General features: G+C 66.9%; 20 protein-coding genes and 1 pseudogene. 9 read left to right on the top strand and 12 right to left on the bottom strand.

Annotated features, from left to right (window positions below; translation table 11 throughout):
* Positions 1-45: 45 nt before the first annotated feature.
* The 3 genes from ACSUZC_RS08655 to ACSUZC_RS08645 are packed head-to-tail and all read left to right on the top strand — an operon-like array spanning position 46 to position 1,951.
* Positions 46-1,287, top strand: coding sequence for an inorganic phosphate transporter (locus ACSUZC_RS08655; RefSeq protein WP_439032427.1), 1,242 nt, complete (start codon positions 46-48; stop codon positions 1,285-1,287).
* A 36-nt stretch (positions 1,288-1,323) separates the two neighbouring features.
* On the top strand, positions 1,324-1,605 hold the full coding sequence (locus ACSUZC_RS08650; RefSeq protein ID WP_439032426.1) for a hypothetical protein: 282 nt from the start codon (positions 1,324-1,326) through the stop codon (positions 1,603-1,605).
* 7 nt (positions 1,606-1,612) lie between these two features.
* Positions 1,613-1,951 carry a DUF3349 domain-containing protein gene (locus ACSUZC_RS08645; protein WP_439032425.1) on the top strand — a complete coding sequence of 113 codons (339 nt, stop codon included), beginning with the start codon at positions 1,613-1,615 and terminating at the stop codon, positions 1,949-1,951.
* A 47-nt stretch (positions 1,952-1,998) separates the two neighbouring features.
* Here ACSUZC_RS08645 and ACSUZC_RS08640 read toward each other — a convergent pair.
* Positions 1,999-2,753 (bottom strand): annotated as a pseudogene (locus ACSUZC_RS08640) (alpha/beta hydrolase).
* A gap of 350 nt (positions 2,754-3,103) precedes the next feature.
* Here ACSUZC_RS08640 and ACSUZC_RS08635 point away from each other — a divergent pair.
* Positions 3,104-4,687 (top strand): DUF222 domain-containing protein, encoded by a 1,584-nt coding sequence (locus tag ACSUZC_RS08635; RefSeq protein WP_439032424.1) that lies wholly within the window; start codon positions 3,104-3,106, stop codon positions 4,685-4,687.
* A gap of 25 nt (positions 4,688-4,712) precedes the next feature.
* On the opposite strand, the gene ACSUZC_RS08630 is transcribed toward ACSUZC_RS08635, so the two are convergent.
* The 4 genes from ACSUZC_RS08630 to ACSUZC_RS08615 form a co-directional block, all read right to left on the bottom strand.
* A complete protein-coding gene (locus ACSUZC_RS08630; RefSeq protein ID WP_439032423.1) occupies positions 4,713-4,907 on the bottom strand; it encodes a hypothetical protein in 195 nt (64 codons plus the stop codon).
* Positions 4,908-5,000: 93 nt separating this feature from the next.
* A complete protein-coding gene (locus tag ACSUZC_RS08625) occupies positions 5,001-5,555 on the bottom strand; it encodes a nuclear transport factor 2 family protein (protein ID WP_439032422.1) in 555 nt (184 codons plus the stop codon).
* Positions 5,552-6,724 (bottom strand): flavin reductase family protein, encoded by a 1,173-nt coding sequence (locus ACSUZC_RS08620; protein ID WP_439032421.1) that lies wholly within the window; start codon positions 6,722-6,724, stop codon positions 5,552-5,554. Before ACSUZC_RS08620 ends, ACSUZC_RS08625 begins: the two co-directional genes overlap by 4 nt.
* A 37-nt stretch (positions 6,725-6,761) precedes the next feature.
* On the bottom strand, positions 6,762-8,216 hold the full coding sequence (locus ACSUZC_RS08615; protein WP_439032420.1) for an MFS transporter: 1,455 nt from the start codon (positions 8,214-8,216) through the stop codon (positions 6,762-6,764).
* Positions 8,217-8,377: 161 nt separating this feature from the next.
* Between ACSUZC_RS08615 and ACSUZC_RS08610 the strand changes: the two genes are divergently transcribed.
* Genes ACSUZC_RS08610 through ACSUZC_RS08600 form a run of 3 tightly spaced genes read left to right on the top strand, consistent with a single transcriptional unit; the run spans position 8,378 to position 10,616 of the window.
* Complete coding sequence (locus tag ACSUZC_RS08610; protein ID WP_439032419.1) at positions 8,378-9,676, top strand: amidase; 1,299 nt, start codon at positions 8,378-8,380, stop codon at positions 9,674-9,676.
* Positions 9,677-9,705: 29 nt separating this feature from the next.
* A complete protein-coding gene (locus ACSUZC_RS08605) occupies positions 9,706-9,984 on the top strand; it encodes a hypothetical protein (protein WP_439032418.1) in 279 nt (92 codons plus the stop codon).
* Positions 9,981-10,616 carry a response regulator transcription factor gene (locus tag ACSUZC_RS08600; RefSeq protein WP_439032417.1) on the top strand — a complete coding sequence of 212 codons (636 nt, stop codon included), beginning with the start codon at positions 9,981-9,983 and terminating at the stop codon, positions 10,614-10,616. The genes ACSUZC_RS08605 and ACSUZC_RS08600 overlap by 4 nt, the downstream gene beginning before the upstream one ends.
* Here ACSUZC_RS08600 and ACSUZC_RS08595 read toward each other — a convergent pair.
* From ACSUZC_RS08595 to ACSUZC_RS08570, 6 genes are read right to left on the bottom strand one after another with little or no spacing between them, the layout of a single operon-like run.
* Positions 10,610-11,560, bottom strand: a complete 951-nt coding sequence (locus ACSUZC_RS08595; protein WP_439032416.1) for a PDR/VanB family oxidoreductase — start codon at positions 11,558-11,560, stop codon at positions 10,610-10,612. The genes ACSUZC_RS08600 and ACSUZC_RS08595 overlap by 7 nt on opposite strands.
* 40 nt (positions 11,561-11,600) lie before the next feature.
* Positions 11,601-12,353: an SDR family NAD(P)-dependent oxidoreductase gene (locus tag ACSUZC_RS08590; protein WP_439032415.1), complete on the bottom strand. Its 753-nt coding sequence runs from the start codon at positions 12,351-12,353 to the stop codon at positions 11,601-11,603.
* Positions 12,354-12,366: 13 nt separating this feature from the next.
* On the bottom strand, positions 12,367-12,861 hold the full coding sequence (locus ACSUZC_RS08585; protein ID WP_439032414.1) for an aromatic-ring-hydroxylating dioxygenase subunit beta: 495 nt from the start codon (positions 12,859-12,861) through the stop codon (positions 12,367-12,369).
* The gene (locus ACSUZC_RS08580; RefSeq protein ID WP_439032413.1) at positions 12,854-14,131 is read right to left on the bottom strand and encodes an aromatic ring-hydroxylating oxygenase subunit alpha; all 1,278 of its coding nucleotides are present in this window, start codon (positions 14,129-14,131) and stop codon (positions 12,854-12,856) included. The genes ACSUZC_RS08585 and ACSUZC_RS08580 overlap by 8 nt, the downstream gene beginning before the upstream one ends.
* Positions 14,132-14,178: 47 nt before the next feature.
* Complete coding sequence (locus ACSUZC_RS08575; RefSeq protein WP_439032412.1) at positions 14,179-14,541, bottom strand: hypothetical protein; 363 nt, start codon at positions 14,539-14,541, stop codon at positions 14,179-14,181.
* A gap of 59 nt (positions 14,542-14,600) precedes the next feature.
* Positions 14,601-15,773, bottom strand: a complete 1,173-nt coding sequence (locus ACSUZC_RS08570; RefSeq protein ID WP_439032411.1) for an acyl-CoA dehydrogenase family protein — start codon at positions 15,771-15,773, stop codon at positions 14,601-14,603.
* Between the two features lie 163 nt (positions 15,774-15,936).
* Here ACSUZC_RS08570 and ACSUZC_RS08565 point away from each other — a divergent pair, with 163 nt between their 5' ends.
* Positions 15,937-17,427 carry a PAS domain S-box protein gene (locus ACSUZC_RS08565; protein WP_439033044.1) on the top strand — a complete coding sequence of 497 codons (1,491 nt, stop codon included), beginning with the start codon at positions 15,937-15,939 and terminating at the stop codon, positions 17,425-17,427.
* 26 nt (positions 17,428-17,453) lie between these two features.
* Here the strand turns inward: ACSUZC_RS08565 and ACSUZC_RS08560 are convergent, their stop codons facing one another.
* Positions 17,454-18,038, bottom strand: coding sequence for a TetR/AcrR family transcriptional regulator (locus ACSUZC_RS08560; RefSeq protein WP_439032410.1), 585 nt, complete (start codon positions 18,036-18,038; stop codon positions 17,454-17,456).
* A gap of 142 nt (positions 18,039-18,180) precedes the next feature.
* Here ACSUZC_RS08560 and ACSUZC_RS08555 point away from each other — a divergent pair, with 142 nt between their 5' ends.
* Positions 18,181-19,617: an APC family permease gene (locus tag ACSUZC_RS08555; RefSeq protein WP_439032409.1), complete on the top strand. Its 1,437-nt coding sequence runs from the start codon at positions 18,181-18,183 to the stop codon at positions 19,615-19,617.
* The last annotated feature ends 19 nt before the right edge of the window (positions 19,618-19,636 follow it).

The raw sequence follows: 19,636 nt of genomic DNA, 5'->3' as shown, positions 1-19,636 counted from the left end.
CGAATACTTAGGTGAATCGGCTGGTCAGGCCGCATCATTGTCTGCATGACCGGAGAGATGCTGATTCTCGTGCTGCTGGTGATCACGGCACTCGGATTCGACTTCACCAACGGGTTTCACGACACCGGTAACGCGATGGCGACCTCGATCGCCACCGGCGCCCTCAAACCCAAGGTGGCCGTCGGCATCTCGGCCGTACTCAACCTGGTCGGCGCGTTCCTCTCGGTGGAGGTCGCCGCCACCATCACCAAGGACGTCCTGAACATCCAGCAGACGTCCGGGGACGACAAGGGCGACATCGTCGCCGGCCTCACCCCGACGACCGCACTGCTGATCATCTTCGCCGGCCTCATCGGCGGCATCCTGTGGAACCTCTTCACCTGGCTGTTCGGGTTGCCGTCCTCGTCGTCGCACGCCCTGTTCGGCGGGCTCATCGGTTCCGGCATCGCCGCGATCGGCCTCTCCGGCATCAACTGGCACGGCGTGTTCTCGAAGATCATCGTGCCGGCGCTGTTCGCTCCGGTCATCGCGTGCATCGTGGCGGCGTGCGGAACCTGGATGATCTTCGCGATCACGCGACGGATCGAGGCCAACCGCAAGGAGGCCGGTTTCCGGTACGGGCAGATCGCCAGTGCCTCACTGGTCTCGTTGGCGCACGGCACCGGTGACGCGCAGAAGACCATGGGCGTCATCGCGATGGCACTGATCGTGACCGGCCACCTCGACGCCTCGACTGTGAGCCACGGCCTGCCGTTCTGGGTGGTCTTCTCCTGCGCCGCGGCCATCGCCATCGGCACCTACCTCGGCGGCTGGCGCATCATCCGAACCCTGGGCAAGGGCCTGGTCGAGATCAGCTCGCCCCAGGGAATGGCCGCCGAGGCCTCCTCCGCCGCAATCATTCTCACGTCGAGTGCCGCCGGTATGGCACTGTCGACGACCCAGGTCGCGACCGGATCGATCCTCGGCTCGGGCGTCGGCAAGAAGGGCGCCCAGGTGCGCTGGTCGGTGGCCGCCCGGATGGCCGTCGCGTGGCTCACCACCCTGCCGGCGGCCGGCCTTGTCGGCGCGCTCTGCTACTACCTGGCGCACCTGCTGGGCGACGTCGCCGGCGCCATCGCGATCTTCGTCGTGCTGATCGCGGCGTCGGGCTACATGTACTGGCGCGCGCAGCAGAACAAGATCGACTCCACCAACGTCAACGCCGATTGGGACGAGTCCACGGGTTCGATCATCCCGGCGGACGGGGTCGAGCCGACCACGTCGTCGCCCAACACCCCCGTCGCCTGACGCCCCCGACGAACCCCGAAAGGACTTCGCACACCGATGGACATCGTCGAATCGATCACCAAGGTCTTGCTCGTGGGCCTGCTTCTCGGCGCCGGGCTGCCCGCACTGTTCGCCGTGGGACTGCGATGCCACGCGCAGGGATCGAGCGGAGTCGGCGCGGACGGGACCATCTCGACGGGCAGCCCGGCGATGCGCGCGCTCGGCTACGCGATCTTCGCCGTCGTCGCGCTCGTGATCGTCACCGCTCTGCTGTGGATCACGCGTCAGACGATCTACTACTACCTCGACATCAAGGTCTTCCCCTTCGGCTACAAGTAGGCGCGGAGTGGTCGAGCGCCTTCAGTTCCTCAAACGCGTGGTGGACTGGCTTCGCGCCGGTTACCCCAACGGTGTACCGCAGGAGGATTTCGTCCCGCTGTTCGCACTCTTGCGGCGGCAGTTGAGCGAGGAGGAAGCGCGCAGCGTCTCCGCCGACCTCATCAGCGAGCAGGGCAGCCGGCCACCACCCGTGGAGCCGATCTCGAAGATCGATGCCGCGGTGAAGATCACCGCGATCACCCAGGACCTCCCCTACGAGGCCGACATCGACCGCGTCCGTCGTCATCTCGAGGCCTCGGGCTGGCCGTTCGACGACGAGCCGCTCCGGCCGGGTCCGCCGGACTGAGTCCTGAGCTCAGAACACAGACCGACGGCCGGGCACGGGAATGGCTCTCAGCCGACGACCGGGCCTAGATGGCGGGCGAAGAAGCGACCGGCTTCCTCGCCCGCGAAGTGCGGGACGCCGGTGTGGCCACCCATGTTGGCGCAGAGAGTCTTCTCGGTCGACGCGAAGGCGTCGAAGAGATCGAGAGCCATTCCCCGGTCGTTGCCCTCGTCATCCCACTGCAGGAGGACATGCAATGGGATGGTGACCCGGCGTGCCTCCTCCATCGTCGTGCGTGGCACGTAGCTGCCTGCGAAGAGCCCGGCTGCCGCGATGCGTGAGTCGACCGCGGCGAGGCGCGTGCCGACCGCGATCACACCACCCGAGAATCCGACCTTCTCGGCGATCTCCGGGCGTCCGAGGACCTGGTCGAGAGTGATCGCCATTCGGGAACCGCCCGATCGACGAGAGGCAGTATCAGCCGGTCGATCACGTCGGCTCCCGGCGGGTGGCCTGCGGAGATCGCACTGCGGAGGTCGACCCGAGCCTGATCCGCACCGGGCAACGGGGTACGGCTGCCCGCCCCGGGAAGCTCGATCGAGACCGCGGCGAAGCCATGCGCCACGGCGCTGAGCGCCCGTGCGACCAGACGGGGATACATCCGTCGAATCCCGAACCCGCCGGGCTGGCCGATGAGAATGAGCGGCACCGGCATGGACAGCGAAGCGTCCGGCGGCGTCCACAGGATGCCGCAGAAGTCATCGAGGGTGAACTCACGCTCGATGACGCCCGCGCCGACGATCTGTTCTGAGGAGAAGTGCATGGTCATGCCTTTCGGAGTGCTGCACATGTGCGGCACCCCCGGGCGACCTATCGCCCGACCGTGACTCCCGGGAGGGGCACCATCGTCAGTTCGTTCACGGGTACCACCTCCTCGATTTCCTGCACGGACGCTTGAGCCTACCCGCGCCGGGTTGATCGGCGGGGAAGAACAGCGTCGCCGGGGCATCCCCGCTCAGCGCATCAACACCGAGGCCGACCCGAAGCTCTTCGCGAAGTTCTCGCGCAGATCGCACGGGAGCGGGTTCGGACCACCGAATCGTGTTCGGCAGCATCGGTCCTCGATGTCCAGGCCGCCCTTGACTCGAACGTATATTCGAGTACTCTTGGAGTATGTCATCGGGGGCGGGGGCCGGATCCACTACTTCAGTGGGCGCACTGAGCGATTCTGTCGAACCTCGCCTGCGTGCCGATGACGAACTCTCCGCCTCCGAACTCATCGAGGTCCTGAATCACTGCGCCGGGCTGGCAGCGTCGGCGGCTCATCGGATGATGGTGGTGGCCAGCCTGATTCACGACGAGCGCGAGATGGACTATGCGCAGCGGCGCGCCGAGGTGCACAGCGGCGAGCTCGACTCCATCGAGGCCTTCGAGAACCTGTCGGCGCGGGTGGCGGCCGGGGAGAACCCCTACGAACAGTTCGGGCCGGACGGGCTCGAACAGGCCATCGCCGAGGTCGGTGCCACCCTGACGGTGACACCGGCCGAGGCGAAAGAGCTCATCGAGGCCGGTGACGCGCTGCGCTACCGGCTGTCGTTCACCGGACACGCTTTGGCGTGCGGCCGGATCGACAAGCGCCGTTTCCTGATCGCGCTCAAACGCACCGACCTGATCACCGATGCCGACGAGATGCAGACCGTGGACGCGCACCTGGCCGAGACGATCTTCGCGCGTGCCCCGATGTCCACGGCACGGTTTACCGCTCTGGTCGACGCCATCGTCGCCAAGTGGGCGCCCGACGCGATCCGCCGACGCAAAGAGCGGGTGGCGGGCGATCGAAAGGTGACGGTCACCCCTGATCGGTTCACGCCCGGGCAGTCCCGGATCTCGGGCACGCTGCCGGTCGCCGATGCGGCCGAGTTCGACACCCGCCTGTCGTCCATGGCCGCCGCGGTACACGCCGATGACCCGCGGAACTTCCCTCAGCGCCGCGCCGACGCCCTCAAAGCACTCGCCCGCGGTGAAGCCGCGCTGGCATGCCGGTGCGACGACTGCACCGCTGCCGCAACCGAATCCGGTTCGGAACAAGACCTCGAGGCACTGACTGCGGATGCCTCAACGTCTCCATCGCACGCTCCGCGCGCGACCTTCCACATCGTGGTGAACCTGTCGACGCTGATCGGACTCGACGACGACCCTGCGTTCCTGGACCGCCACGGCATCATCGACGCCGCCACCGCCCGAACCCTCCTCAACGAAGCACGACGCACATATGTCGAGCCGGCACCGGCCGAACCCGACGCCGACAGGTCGACGACGCGATACGCCCCGTCGAAAAAGCTCCAGGCGCTGGTGCGTGCGGGAGAACTGTGCTGCACCTTCCCCGGCTGCAACGCGCCGGTCTGGCAGATCGATCTCGACCACACCGATCCGTTCGACCACGCCGACCCGCGTCGGGGTGGTCCGACCGATGCGCGCAACCTCAAACCGTTGTGCCGGTTTCACCATCGCATCAAGACCTTCACCAGCTGGCAGGACTACCAGGACGAGTTCCTTACAGCCTGGTTCACCACACCCACCGGCCACATGTTCGTCGGCAACGCCTACAACGGGCGCGACCTGTTCAACCGGCTGAACCCCAGCCGGCCGCCCGATCATCCAGCAGGTGACAAACTGAAAGAGCTGCGCGACAGAGCCTTCCGACGCATTCGATGCGCCGAGAAGCGCTGGGACGACGCCAACCCGCCGCCGTTCTAGACCGCTGGGCTCTAGACACCGCCGGTCACGCCACCACCGACGCGGTGTGCGACGCCATGCGGCGAATGTCGATGCGCGAGACCCGGCCGTCCACCACGGAGACATCGACGACGCCGAGCGCGTGACCGCCCGGAGCGATCACGTGAACCATCCGATCCCCTGACTGCATAGGCGTACTTGCCTGGATACGGGCGGCGAACAAGCGGGTCTCCTCGGCCACCGCACGGGCGTCGCAGCAGGACTCGTCGCCGGCCTAGTCGAGCCGTGGCCCGACTGAGTACGGACGCATGAATCGCCACCGGTACCGAACGCCTCAGCGCATCAGCACCGAGGCCGACGGGAAACTGTCCGCGAAGTCCTTGCGCAGCGGCGCGATGAAGACGTTCTCCGTGCGGGTGCGGGTGATCCGCCACCGACCGTCGTCCTTGCGAAACGCGTTGTTCAACCGGCTGGAGCGCAATAGCGCTGTGCCGTCGGAGAACAGCCACGGCTGCATGTGAATCCACTGACCGGTCGCCCGGTCCCCGTCGACGTGGATCTGCTCGGAGGTCAGATAGTGGGCGTTGAGCAGCAGGGCGGGATCACGTTTCTCACCCCAGAAGCGCTGGAAGTGCTCGCGGATCGCCTGTTTGCCCTCGGCGCGCCCGAACTGACCGTCGTAGTACTCGCCGACGCCCTCCCACACCGCATCGTCGGTGTACAGGTCGACGATGAGCTGGATGCGCTCCGCGTCGTCGGCAACCGGCTCGGGACAGGGTGTATCGCAGAGGAACATGTACCGGGCCTGGATCCGGCGGATGTCGGCCTCGGCCTCGAGCGTCTCGATCCGGGCGACGAGACCGGCGATCGTGTGGTCGGTACCAGTCATCGTTCGAGGACCCCGACCACCGCGCGAGCCTGTGCGATCCAGTCGTCGATCTCGGCACCCGTGGCACCAGCCGGGAGCTGCGACAGTCGCAGCGTCATCGAGTAGCCGCCGCGCGGATCGCGGATGGGCAGCACGATCGATCCGACGTCGTATGTGCCGTTGGGCTCGAGCTCCCGAATCCGATAGTCCACAGGCGACTTGCCGATGGACGCGCAGATGTCGCGTTCCTGCGACGGGGTGAGTCGTCCCCTCTCGTAGGATCGCGTGGCCTCCCGCATCTCCGCATAGGCCGTCGGCCCATCGTCGGGGAGAAACGACACGAGGTAACCGTGCCGGCGCACGAAATCCAGCCTCGCTCGGTGCATCTCGCGCACATCGTCATCGGCGTCGCGCAGTTTGGCCAGCCACCGGGTCTGGGTGTCCTCGTCCTGATCGAACACATAGGTGTCGCCGATGGGCGGCACCATCGGGATCCGGTAGGCGAGTCCTTCCTCGCGGTCGACACCTGGTCCGGTCGCCGAGAGCACCACCGCCATCTCGTCGCGACTGACCGCCGTCAGCACCGACACCTCGCCGCGCAGTGCCGCCGCCAGTGCCTCCACCTGCGGACGCGCCGTGTGCGCGGCGTGGATCGTCGGCAGGATCTCGTGGTCCATCCGGGCCATCAACGACGTCGACACGAAGCTGCCGTAGCCGCCCTGGAAGAAGATGAGCGGCGACACCGGGTTGGTGACCGCGAGATCGCGCACCTCGCACAGTGCGATCCAGTGATCGCCGGCCTCCACCACGTTGCGGATCCGGGTGTCGATCCACGCCACCGATTCGGCCAGCACGGGGTCGCCGGACGGTGAGGGAAACCAGTCGATCCCCGCGAGTTTGTCCTCCCACCGCTGCGCGACCGTGAGGACGACGTCCTCCTGGTCGCCGCCCAGGATGTTGATGCACAACGACTCGCACTCGCGCATCTTCTCGAAAGTCCGCGAGGTCTTCATCGGCATGAACGAGACGAGCGGCGGGTCCATCGACACCGAGCTGAATGTTCCGACGACCATGGCCAGCACCGCACCCCCGGCATCGCGTCCGGTGACGATCACGACGCCGGTGGGATAGTGGCCCATCACATTCCGGAACGCTGTCGGGTCGATCGCGCTGAGCAGGTTGTCGGACATGGCTTCTCCTGTGTGTCGGGTCGTCAGGGCAGACGCGTCAGGAACTCGGCGCGTCGACGGGGTTCTTGACGTGACGCCGTTGGAGGGTGGCGCCGAGCCGCTCGGGCCGGAGGAAGGCGATGCACAGCGCGCCGCCGACCAGCAGGACGATCCCGGTGATCGTGAAGGCCTGGTGCACGCCGTCGGCCATGTTGGCGGCCATGTCCGCGCTGGGCTTCTCGCCCTTGGGCGGTGAGACATAGCCGGCGTCGGTCATGAGCCAGCCGACGAGGATCGGTGAGATGACCGCGCCGAAGGACGCGACACCACCGAGCGTCGCCATCAGGATGGGGCGCTGCCGAGCACCCACCGCATACCCGATCGCGGTGGCGGTCATCGGGAACGCCAGGCTGCATCCGCCGGCGAGGCACAGCAGCGCGACCGCGGTGATTCCCGACGTCGCCTGGATGGTGATGAAGCAGAGGCCGGCGATGACCGCGGCGCAACCGAACGGAACCGCGATGGCCAGGTGTGCCGAGCTCCCACGACGCATCATCCGATGACCCAGTGCCCCCAACCCGAGCAGGACGAGTGCGCCGACCACCCACGGCACGGTCGTCATCGCGCCGACCTCGCCGAGCGAGAGTCCGACGACGGTGCCCAGGTATTGGGGCAGCCAGGTCGTCAGGAACCCCTGGACCCAGAAGTTCGAGGCACCGCCGATCACCGCGGACAAGAACGCCAGGCTGAGCAGCGCCCGCCAGATCACGACCGGCTTCTGCTCGTCGACCGCGGAGGTGGCCACCTCGTCGGTGGCGGCGTCGGTGCGGTCGGCGTCTGCTGCCGGCACGTCCGACGGCGATGCCTTCTTCGGCCGGTACGGTCCGTCGGCGCCGATCGCCCACCACGCGATCACCCATACGAGCCCGATGACGCCCAGCACGCCGAACGCCCATCGCCAGCCCCAGACCGCGATGACCCAGGCCAACAGCGGTGCCGCGAGGACGGGTCCCAGCGTCGAACCGGCCGCGATCAGGTTCGACGGCAGAGCTCGACGCGTCGGCGAGAACCACGTGTGCGCGGAGGTGAGCGACATGGCGGTGGCCGGGCCCTCGGCACCGCCGAGCACGATCCGTGTCATGAGCAGGATCGCGGCACCGCCGCCGAGGAGCATCGGGAACTGCAGCACAGCCCACGTCATACCCATCGCGAACAGGATCCACTTCACCGAGATCTTCGATGCCAGGAATCCGGTGATGACCGAGACTATCGCGTACAGGAAGAAGAACGCGCTGCCGATGAATCCGAATTCCGTTGCGGTCAAGCCGAGTTCGGGCATCGCATCGGCGGAGACCAATCCGAGGACCGCCTTGTCCGCGAAAGCGATGATCTGGAACAGCACCAGCATCCCGGTGATGATCCACGCACGCCGTGACATCCGGCTCATGTCGATTCGACGCGGTGCCGGTGGCGCGGCCGCCGGTGCTGTCGCTGCGGTTTCCCTGGTGACCATTGACGTGTCCTTCGTCGACGGGCGTCGGGCTGATGACGCCGAAGTGAGAGGTATTGGCTAGAAGCTATGGGGTTCGTTGCCTACGGCGGTAGGAGGGAAATCTTTACTGTCGCCGCCCTGCGCGAGCGGGCAGACTGGACCCATCAATTGAAGGAGGAACGGTGAGCTCGGCCTACTGGAAACAGCCCATCATCGACCAGGCGACCGCGGTCCACGAGAACGTGGTGTCGGCAGAGGTGCTGACGCAGCAGGTCCGCGAGCAGATCGTCCGCACCGACGCGGATCTGCGCGCGTGGGTCGAGCTGTCCCCGTCCCTGATCGACGACGCGCGGCGCGAGGACTCTCTCCCCGGCCGCCGCCCGCTGCGCGGCGTCTCACTGGCCGTCAAAGACCTCATCGACGTCCGCGGTCTCCCGACCCGCGCCGGCTCGGCGGTGACCTCACCGGCGCCGGCCGCATCTGATGCCAACTGCGTCAACCGATTCCGTGATCTCGGTGCCGTGATCCAGGGCAAGACCGTGACGACCGAATTCGGCTATTTCGCGCCCGGACCGACGCGCAATCCGCACAACCACGAGCACACCCCGGGCGGGTCGTCGAGCGGTTCGGCGGCAGCTGTCGGGGCGGGCGTCGTGCCTGTTGCGCTGGGTACCCAGACGGCCGGTTCCCTGACCCGCCCCGCGTCGTATTGCGGTGCGGCGGGGATGGTCCTGGCGCAGGGCTCCACGAGCCTGGCAGGCGTCACCGGCCTCAGCGAATCGCTCGACTCGCTCGGATTCCTCACCCGGGATGTCGCCGACCTGCAGTACGTCTACACCGCCTTCACCGGGCGAACGCCGCTGACGCCCGGACGCTCGACCGTCGGCACCGTGGTGATGTGGGGCGGCAGCGACCTGCATCCGATCGACCCGGCAATGGCCGATCTCCTCGGCATGCTTCCCGATCTGCTCGGTCTGGTGGGCATCGAGACGCGTCAACTCGAGTACGACGATCACGTGCGGACCCTGGCCGACGATCACGCGACCGTCATGTCTCACGAGGCCGCGAAGACCCTCGACGCCATTGCCACTGCTGCACATGCCGAGGCCCTCAGCCCACAACTGCGTGATCTCATCGAGGCGGGGCGTGCGATCACCACCGGCGACCACGCCGCCGCCCTGATCCGGCGTGACCGGTCGCGCGACCTGCTCGCCGAGGCCCTCGGCGACCACACCGTGATCGTCGGGCCCGCCGCACCGGGCGCCGCGCCGAAGGGTCTCGGGGCAACCGGGTCCCCCGTGCTGAGCCGCCCCTGGCAGCTGCTCGGGTGCCCGGTCGTGGTGGTTCCCGGTGCGACAACGGAAACCGGTATGCCACTGGGCCTTCAGGTGGTCGGCCTACCCGGACGCGAAGCCGCGCTGTTCGAGGTTGCCACGGTCCTCGAAACCGCCGTCAAGTCGTTGCCGTCGGTACCGGTATGAGCACGCCCGCGGCCAGAGAGAGGAACACCATGACGATGAAACCCCGTCCCGAGACCCACCACCGCATGTTCCTCACCTGCTACGAGGACACCTTCAACTACGGCTGGCACCACGTGGACCTGTTCGTCCACGACGAGCACGGCCGCGAGGTCAACTGGGTGCACTGGACGGTCGAGGCCGACGGCCCGGAGGCGGCCGACGAGTCCGTCCGGAAGGAAGAGCCGTGGCTGCACCGCACCACGGAGTGGCGTCACCAGGTGAGTGCCGTCGGCATGAACTACTGGACGGCCGACGCGGCGTGGGTATGACTGCGACGGGTGTGACTGCGACGGTCTACGTCGTCGACGACGATCCCGAACTGTGCGAGTCCGTGGACTGGCTGCTCGGCAGCATCGGCATCTCCCCGCGGATCTGTCACAGCGCCGACGAATTCCTGTCCGTGTACTCGGGCGACGAACCCGCGTGCATCGTTCTCGATGTGCGGATGCCGCGGATGAGCGGTCCGCGGCTGCAGGAGAAGCTCAACGAGTTCGCCCCGCACGTCGCGATCATCTTCGTCTCCGCGCACGGAGACATCCGTATGTCGGTGTCCACATTGCAGGCCGGCGCCATGGACTTCCTCGAGAAGCCCTACGACCCCCAGCGGTTGCTCGACGCGGTCCAGGCGGGGATGGAGAAGGCGGTCGAACGGTTCCGCACCCACGACAGCCGGCGGACCGTCGAGGCCAAGGTGGCCTTGCTGACGCCGCGTGAGCGGGAGATCCTGGCGTTGGTGGTCGAGGGGCTGCCGAGCCAGAACATCGCTCGCCGTCTCGACATGAGCGTCAAGACCGTCGACGTCCATCGCGCCCGGATCAAGAGCAAGACCGATGCCGACAGCATCAGCACTCTCGTACGCGACATCCTGCGGTTCGGCGTCGAGGTCCCGACGGATCAGTAGTAGTCGAGTACCAGCTTGTCGCCGGAGGTCCGCGAGACGCACACGGCCATCACCTCTCCGGACTCCCGCTCCGCCTTGGTCAGCACATTGTCGCGGTGCTCGGGTTCACCGGCGAGAACCTGCATGATGCAGGTGCCGCAGATGCCCTCCTGGCACGAGGTGTCGATGTCACACCCGTTCTCCTCGAGCACCTCGACGATGCTCCGGTCGGCGGGCACGTGGTAGGTCTCACCGTCGAGTTCGACGTCGAAGGCGGTGTCCGCGTCTGAACCCGCGGGCTCGGACGCGTGGAAATGTTCGTAGTGCACCGCGTCGGCGGGGACGAACCGCTCGGCGATGTCGCGCGCCTTCGTCATGAAACCCTCTGGGCCGCAGACGTACACGTGCGAGTTCGGTGGCGCGGAAGTCAACGCGCCGGTCAGGACCTGCCCCTGGGTCTCGCGGTCGATACCCACGTGCGCGTGCAGCTTCTCCGGGCAGCGGTCACGCAGCAGAGGCAGGAACGCCGCGTCCTGAGCGGTCCGGGCGAAGTAGTGGAGCTCGAAGCTGATGCCCTGGACGTCCATGTGGCGGGCCATGCTCAACATGGGCGTGATGCCGATGCCCGCCGCCACCAGGACGTGATGATCTGCCGCGGAATCGATTCCGAGAAGATTGCGGGGTTCGCTGATCTGCAACCGGTCCCCCACCCGTAACTCGTGGAGGGCCGCCGACCCTCCACGCGAGTTCTCCTCGCGCTTGACCGCGACCGCGAACGACTCACGGCCGTCCGGCCGGCTGCACAGCGAATACTGCCGTGTGATGGCGGTCGGGCCCACGACGTCGATGTGCGCTCCCGGCGAGTATCCACCGACGGTCGAGCCGTCCGGCCTGGACAGGTAGAACGTCTTGATGCTCGGGGTCTCCTGCACGATGTCGGACACGACGACGTCGATGAGTGCCATGGCGATTCTCCTGGAGGGTGACTGTTGGTGGTGCGAGGGATCAGCGGACGAAGAGCCCGCCGTTGACGTCCCAGCAGGCACCGGTGACGAAGAAGGCGTTCTCGGCGGTCAGGAGTCCGACCATGTCCGCGATGAACTCGGGACTTCCCAACCGTCCGACGGGGATTCCGGCGATCACGGCGTCGAGCTTCTCGGGCGGTACGGTCGCCTTCACGACCGGCAGGTCGTGCGGGCCGGGTGCGATCGCGTTCACCGTCACCCCCTGTGCCGCAAGCTCCTTGGCGAAGATCTTGGTGACGGTCAGTATCGCGCCCTTGGACGTCGCGTAGTGAGCTCCGGTGGCCGTGCCACCGTTCTGCCCGGCCAGCGACGCCATGTTGACGATCCGGCCGTAACCTTCGTCGGCCATCGCGGCCCCGAACACCTGACACCCGAAGAAGATGCTGTTGACGTTGGTGTTCAGCACCCGGGTGAAGTCCGGCTCGTCGAGCGTCATGAGGTCGGCCGCCTGGGTCAGTGCGGCGTTGTTCACGACGATCGTCGGTGTGCCCCAGACCGACTGCACGTGCGCCAGCGCGTCGACGAAGTTCTGGCGGTGCCCGACGTCGAGGATCGCGGCCCGGGCGGTCGAGCCGTCGGGCGAGAGTTCCTCGGCGATCCGTTGGGCCGGCTCGAGGGCGATGTCGGTGAGCAGTACGCGATGGCCGTCCCGGTGCAGCCGACGAGCCACGAACGAACCCATCCCGCCCGCCGCGCCGGTGACCACCGCGATCCCCTTGGTGCTCGAACTCATGAGAGCCTCCTCCTCACAACAGGTATCCGGAGGCGCTCACGGCGTCCTCGCTGTCGATGAGCCGTGCCACTTTCAGGCTGATCCGGTCGCCATCGTCATCGAGGGAGATGGTGTGGGTGAGCTCGGCGCCGATCGTGGAGAAGGTGTCCCGCTTGAACGCGTTGAGGATCTGCGCCGACCGCAGGATCACCGTGTCGTCGCTGACGTCGGACACCGTGAAGCGGGAGACGATCCGGACCGTCCGTGCCGCCGCGACGGCGGACGGAGCATATCCCTGCATCATCCGCTCCACGCGCAGCCTGCGCATCCGCTGGTCGTCGTAGACCATGTTCAGCGACGAGTCGAAGTCCTCGGTGTCGGGGTCGATGGGGATCACATAGTGCGCGTCGTCGGTGTAGAGGGCCTCCCACGCCGGATAGTCCTTGGCGTCGAGGAGTTCGGCCTCCTTCCACACCAGCGCGATGGCCCGCAGCACGCGTGGGTCGTTGAAGGTGTGCAGGTCAGTCATCGCTCATCATCTTCTTCCACATGCCGTAGGACTCGCGCATCCCCGTCTCGTCGGTGACATGCGATGTGGGCCAGCCCTCTTCGGTCGTGTACTCGCGGTTCTCCCCACGGTTCACGAGGATGGGCATGTTCGGGTTGCCACCGGCGCCGATCTGCACCCGGTCCCATCCCTCGGCGTCGTCGGGACTGCCGAAACCGAAGGGGCCCTGGAAGTGTTCGTGGATGCGCAGGCGCTCGCGGTTGATGCTCTCCGGACCGCCGTCCATGCCGATGGCCATGTGCCACACCTCGGTGACGTCGACGCTGATCGGGATGAGGACGCGGAAGAACGACGACGACATCGCGATGTTCGGGAACATGTTGAGGTTGAACCCGCAACCGTGCATGGACCGCATGTACCGGCGAATCCGTTCGGGACTCTCACCGGCCTCGGTCAGTTCGTCCACGAGATGCTGGAACCGCGGCTGGATCTCCTCGTCGCCGTCGTCGACGTCGAGGTCGGCGTGTGCGGCCGCCATGATCGCGACGCTGTGCCCGTTGCCCAGAGCGTGGGTCTCGGCGGCCGGGTCGTCCATGAACGACATCATGTTGGCGGTCTCGGCGTCGACCGAGGCCATCCACGACTTGTGCACCATCGGGAAGTGGTAACCGTCGGTCGTGTTCTCCAGCTGGATCTTCCAGTTCCCCTTGAAACGGAACTTGTGGCTGCCCAGCACCTTGGTCGGAAATCCGTTGGACTGCTTGAGGAAACGGTCCATCCAGATCTTGGCGTCGCCGAGGTGGTCCTCCAGCGGTTCGATGTCGGCGTTGAACGTCGCGAAGATCATGCCGAGGTAGCTCTCGGTCCGGAGCTTCTGCAGCGGGAAGTCGTTCTTGTCGACGACGCCCTCGTATCCGTCCGGGTACGGGATGCCGCGCAGCCGGCCGTCCAGGGTGTACGACCAGTTGTGGTACGGGCAGGTGAACCCGTTCGCCTTGCCGCTGCGCTGGTCGCACACCGTCGCACCGCGGTGGCGGCATCGGTTCAGCAGGGTGTTGAAGTTGCCCTTGCGATCCCGGGTCACGATGACGGGCTGGTCACCGACCTGGGTGGTCTTGAACGAACCGGCCTCGGGCACCTCGCTCTCGTGGGCGACCCACACCCAGGTGCGGTAGAAGATCTTGCGCATCTCCTCGGCGAAGATCTCGGGATCGGTGTAGAGCTGACCGGCGACGCGGTCCTTCTCGGCGAGGTCCGCGAAGCCGCGGGTCGGCCTCTCGATGGTGGTCATCGATGTTCCTTCGGTCTGGGTCGGGATGGACAGGGTCGGGTGTCGCGTCAGGAGGTGACGTCGTCGCGGATGGTGAGGGCTCGGCCCATTCGCGCCTCGACCTTGAAGTACTTCCAGAGCGCGTACTCGCCGACCATCGTGGTGCGCAACAGATTGCAGGCAGCCTTGACCGTCGGCTGGTCGCGCACGTCGGCGAGGATGTAGAACGTCCACGGCCACCCGTCGGACGGGCCGACCATGTGTGCGTCGTCGTCGAAGGTGCCGATGATCTCGACGCCGTCGAGATTCTTCAGGCTGGTGAGGAACTCCATGGTCGCTTCCCAGACCGGACCGATGTCGGCCTTGGGCAGGTCGAAGAAGTTCTGGTTGTTCCCCACACAGAACAGCGTGCGCAACGGTTCGTCGGTCATGGAATCTGCACTCCTCGCGGGTGGTGATGTCGGCGGTCGTGATGGCTGGATGTCGGCGTTCAGGGGAAGCTGGGGATCCCGGCGTCGAGGCCGAGGAGCAGCGCCCCGGCCGCCTCGTAGGTGTTGGTCTGCAGCATCGCGTGCTGCGCGGGCACCAGCGCGTCTTGCAGGAACCGTTGCAGCGGGTGCGTCTCGTAGATGGCTCCGGTGCCGGCGATGTCGAACACCTGCTGCACCACACTGCGTCCCACGTGGGCGGCGTGAGTGGCGCTCAGCCGCAGGAGCGCCTGGTCGTCGGTCGAGATGTGTTGCCCGGAGAGCGCCTTCGACCACACCTCGTCCGTGGTGGTGTAGAAGAACGCACGGGCGGAACGCAATTCGGCCTCGCCGCGGGCGATCGCGGACTTGTAGGCGGGACGGTTGCCCTTGCTCGTGCCGCCGGTGATCGAGGTGCGGGCCGCACCGACCTCGACGGCGTAATCGAGTGCACCGCGCGCCGCACCGAGGGTGACGACGGCGAGCACCTGGGCGGCGTAGGACAGCGCCGGATAGCGGGTCAACGGCTCGTCGATCTGCGGCGCACCGCCGCGGACGAAGGTCATCTCCTCGGGCACGAACACCCGGTCCGCACGTACCGCGTGCGAGCCGGTCGCCCGCATCCCCGCGACGTCCCAGTTGTCGACGATCTCGACCTCGGCCGGATCGACCAGTGCCGTCAGCGGTTTGCCGCCGGTCTCCGGACCGCCTGCCAGGCCGATGCCGATGATGTCGGCGCCGCGACAGCCGCTCGCGAACTGCCAGAGGCCCGAACACACGTAGCCGCCGTCGACCTTCTGCGCCTCCTGCATCGGGAAGAGTCCACCGGCATAGGCGATGTCGGGGCCGTGTGCGTAGATCTTCGCCTGCGTCTCGGCCGGCAGGGCGGCGAAGTACACCAGGGACGACCCGAAGCTCGACACCCACCCGGTGGCCGGGTCCACCGCGGAGACGCGCTCGACGAGGGACATGAAGTCCGCCGGCGCCATCGGCTCCCCGCCGAACACCGCGGGCGTCGACGCGCGGTACATACCCGCACGCTTGAGCAGCGCGATGTACTCGCGCGGGACGAACCGCTGCGCGTTGAACTCGTCGCGGCGGTCGCGGAGCACGTCGAGGGCATGATCGAACGCGGCATCCCGCGCCGGTCCCGCCGGTTCCGCACACACCCGTTCGGTCACGCTCTCCGCGGTCATTGCTGTCTCCGTTCGGATTCGACTCTCGATCTCGACCGCAACACTATGGACGCCGCCGACCGGGCGGTATCGGGATTTTCCGCGCCAGGGGTAAGCAATTCCTTACTTGCGTGGCATCGTGGCGACGGTGATGCTGGACCATGGCGAAGGTGAGGTGATGGCGATGTTCCCTGCTCGTCGCGACTTCGAGCAGATGATCCTCCACACCGGCACCGGAATCCTCATCCACGAGGCGAGTTCGAAGAACATCCTGTGGGCCAATCCGGCGGCGTGCCGCATGTTCGGGTTCACCCTGGAAGAACTCAAACCGCTCAAGGCCCACCACATGAGTGCGCAGGAGCGTCAGTACCGCCGCGAGGTCGGGGTCGCCTGGCTGCAGTCAGCGGTGGTCCACGGCTCCAGCCGCAAACAGTGGAAGTACCGCGCTAAGGACGGGACCGACTTCCTCACCGATGCACGCGCGACCCTCGTTCGCTGCGAGGACGGACCCGTGGTCATGGTCGAGTTCCGCAACATCTCCGAGGAGGTGGAACTCCAGGAGGAGCTCCACTGGGTCTCGGAGTCGTTGCAGCGCATCATGACCCACACGTCCGCCGGGATCGTCGTGCTCGACGACGACAACTGCATCGACGACATCTCGCCGTTGGCCGCACAGCTGTTCGGCCGGACCCCCGCCCAGCTGTCGGGTGTGCACCTCGAGGATCTCGGCCGATGCGAACCCCGCCTGACCAGCGACCTCGTCGTCGACCGTCTCGTCGGCGGGTCGGGTTCGGTGAAGATCCAGCAGGAGATCGCCAAGGACGACGGCAGCACCGTCTGGCTTGCCGGCGAACTCGAGATCGTGGCGCATGACGGCATCAGTTCGCGGGTCCTCACCGTCCGTGACGTGACCGACCGCGTCGAATGGGAGCGTCGAAACGCCTACCAGGAGGCCAATCTCCAGTACCTCAGTCGCTACCACGCCATGGGCGACATGGCGATGATCCTCGCGCACGAACTGGGCCAGCCGTTGGCAGCATCGACCAACTATCTCAGTGGCCTGAAGGCGCGCGTGTCCGCCGAGACCGTCGACGCCCGCAGTCTTTCCTATGGCATCGACCAGATCGAGAAGCAATTGCACCGCGCCGCCGGCATCGTGGCCTCGGTCAAACGGTACGTGCGGCGCATCGAGAGCACGACCACCCTGATGGACCTCAACGAGACCGTCGCCGAGAGCCTCTACTTCGTCCGACTGCGCGCTGCCGAGCAGGGGGTGCGTGTGTATGCCGAGATCCCAGAACGCGACCTGCCGGTCCAGGGCGAGAACGTCCTCATCGGGCAGGTCATCATCAACCTGTGTGTCAACGCGCTCGACGAGATCGTCCGGCCGAGCACCGAGGTCAAGGAGCTCACCGTCCGCACCGGTGAGGCCGACGGGGCAGCGTTCGTGTGGATCTGCGACCAGGGCCGGGGCATGACGGGTATCCCGGCCGATCGGTTGTCGACGGGTGCGTTCTCGTCGAAGGAAGACGGCTCGGGCATCGGACTCATCATCTCCGAGCACATCGTGGAACGCCACGGAGGCACCATCAGCTACCTGCCCAACGAACCGTCGGGTACCGCGGTCCGGGTGACCCTCCCGCTCGCGACCGGCTCGTCCGGATCGGTCTCCTGACGGTCGACCATCGTGGTGTGACCTCGTCAGGAGGTGACGTCGAGGATCGCGTCGACCAGTCGGATCTGGTCGGCGGGCGCCGTGGTCACCGGGTCCAGCACCGCCGTCACCTGGAGCCCGAAGATGGTCGTCATCAGCAGTTCGACACCCACGCCGATGTCGCGGGCCGGTAGCTCACCCGCCTCCACCGCCTCGGTCCACAACTGCGCCATCCGCGCCTTCCACTCCGCGACCGCCGCGTTGTTCACCTCGGCCATCACGGTGTCGGTCATCGCTCGCTGCCAGAGCGACATGGCGATCCGGGCCTCGAGAGTGGCCTCGTCGGTCATCGGCATCAGCTCCTGACACATCGCCCGCAGCGCCGCGCTCCCCGTGCGGCGTCGTGTCGCCGCCTCGATCCGGGCGTTGGTCGCCTCGATCACGTATTCGTATGCGGTGCGGAGGATCTCGTCCTTCCCCGCGAAGTAGTGACTGAGCGCTCCGTTGGTGTACCCGGCCTCCGTGGCGAGATCCCGCATGCTGATCCCGTCGACTCCCCGCGTGGCGAGCAGCCGCCACGCGGCAGCGACGATGGCGCGCCGGCGCTCATCGTGGTCGACCAGTCGTGGCATCACACCTCCCTGCCTCGGATCCACCCCGGGTAAAGGTTTTACCGACCCTCGTTCCGCTTCCCGCGCGCGTACCCCGGATGTAGCCTCCATCACAGTTCTTGGTTCTACGTTCGTTGAACCATAACCGACAGGAGAGCTCGCCATGGTCGACACCACCCATCCGAGGTCGGCTCCCGCCCGATCAGCCCTCAGGGGTTCGATCGGTGTTTCCGGAATCGTCTTCCTGGTCATCGCGGCGGCCGCACCGCTCACGGCGGTGGCGGGTTCGCTGCCGGTGATGATCGCGATCGGCAACGGCGCGGGAGCCCCGACGGCCTACATCGTGGCCGCGGCCGTCCTGCTGGTGTTCAGTGTCGGCTATGCGGCGATGAGCAGTTCGGTGACCGACACCGGCGCCTTCTACGCCTACGTCACCCACGGTCTCGGCCGCAGCGCCGGCGTCGGCTCGGCCTCGCTGGCCCTGCTCGCCTACACGACCATCCAGGCGGCCATCTACGGCCTGGCGGCGTCCACCATGCGCGACGTCGTTCTCCGATTCGGCGGTCCCGACCTGCCGTGGTGGTTGTGGGCATTCGTGCTGATGGCCATGGTGGCCGTTCTCGGTTATCGCAGCATCGACCTCGGCGCCAAGGTGCTCGGCGTCCTCCTCGTGGCCGAGATCGCGCTGATCGTCGCGTTGACGGTCGCGGTGCTGGCACAGGGTGGCGCGCACGGCGTCGACGTCGTGTCCTTCACGCCGTCGGCATTCCTGTCGGGCTCACCCGGCATCGCGCTGATGTTCGCGATCGGTTCGTTCGTCGGCTTCGAGGCGACGGCCATCTATGGCGAGGAGGCCCGCAATCCGAGGCGAACCGTGCCGATCGCGACCTACGTCGCCGTGGGCACCATCGGAATCCTCTACGCCGCGGCGAGCTGGGCCGTGGTGCTCGCCTTCGGCTCGGATCAGGTGCAGGCCGCCGCGCAGGCCGATACGGCGAATCTGACCTTCGTCGCCACCACCACCTTCCTCGGGAGCGTCGCCGCCGACGTCATGATGGTGATGCTGGTGACGAGCCTGTTCGCCGCCCTGCTGGCATTCCACAACGCCATCGCGCGGTACACCTTCGCGCTGTCGCGGACCGGGTACGCACCACGCCGACTCATGGACGTGCACGGCCGCCACGGCTCGCCCCACGTCGGCTCGGTGGTGCAGACGTTGACCGCCTTCATCCTGGTCGGCGCGTTCGCCGTGGCCGGTGCCGATCCCGTGCTGCAGTTGTTCACCTGGATGGCCGGTGTCGCGATCGTCAGCATCCTGGTGCTGATGGTGCTCACCAGCATCGCGATCATCGTCTGGTTCCGGCGCAACTCCACCGATAACCGGCTGTGGCACACCAGGATCGCGCCGGCCCTGGGCACCGTCGGACTGCTCGGTATCACCGCACTCGTGGTCGCCAACTTCACCACGCTGATCAGCGGATCGCAGATCCTCGCCACCGTGTTCCTGCTCGTCATCGCCGCCGTCTTCGTGATCGGCGCATCCATCGGCCGCTGGCGTCGGCCGGCGCGCCGAGACACCCCGGCCGCATCCACCTCGTGACCAGTCCAGCCCTGCACAG

The sequence above is a fragment of the Gordonia terrae genome (assembly GCF_051789125.1).
In the GTDB taxonomy this organism is placed as follows: Bacteria; Actinomycetota; Actinomycetes; order Mycobacteriales; family Mycobacteriaceae; genus Gordonia; species Gordonia terrae_A.
This window is presented reverse-complemented; position numbering and strand designations above follow the sequence as displayed.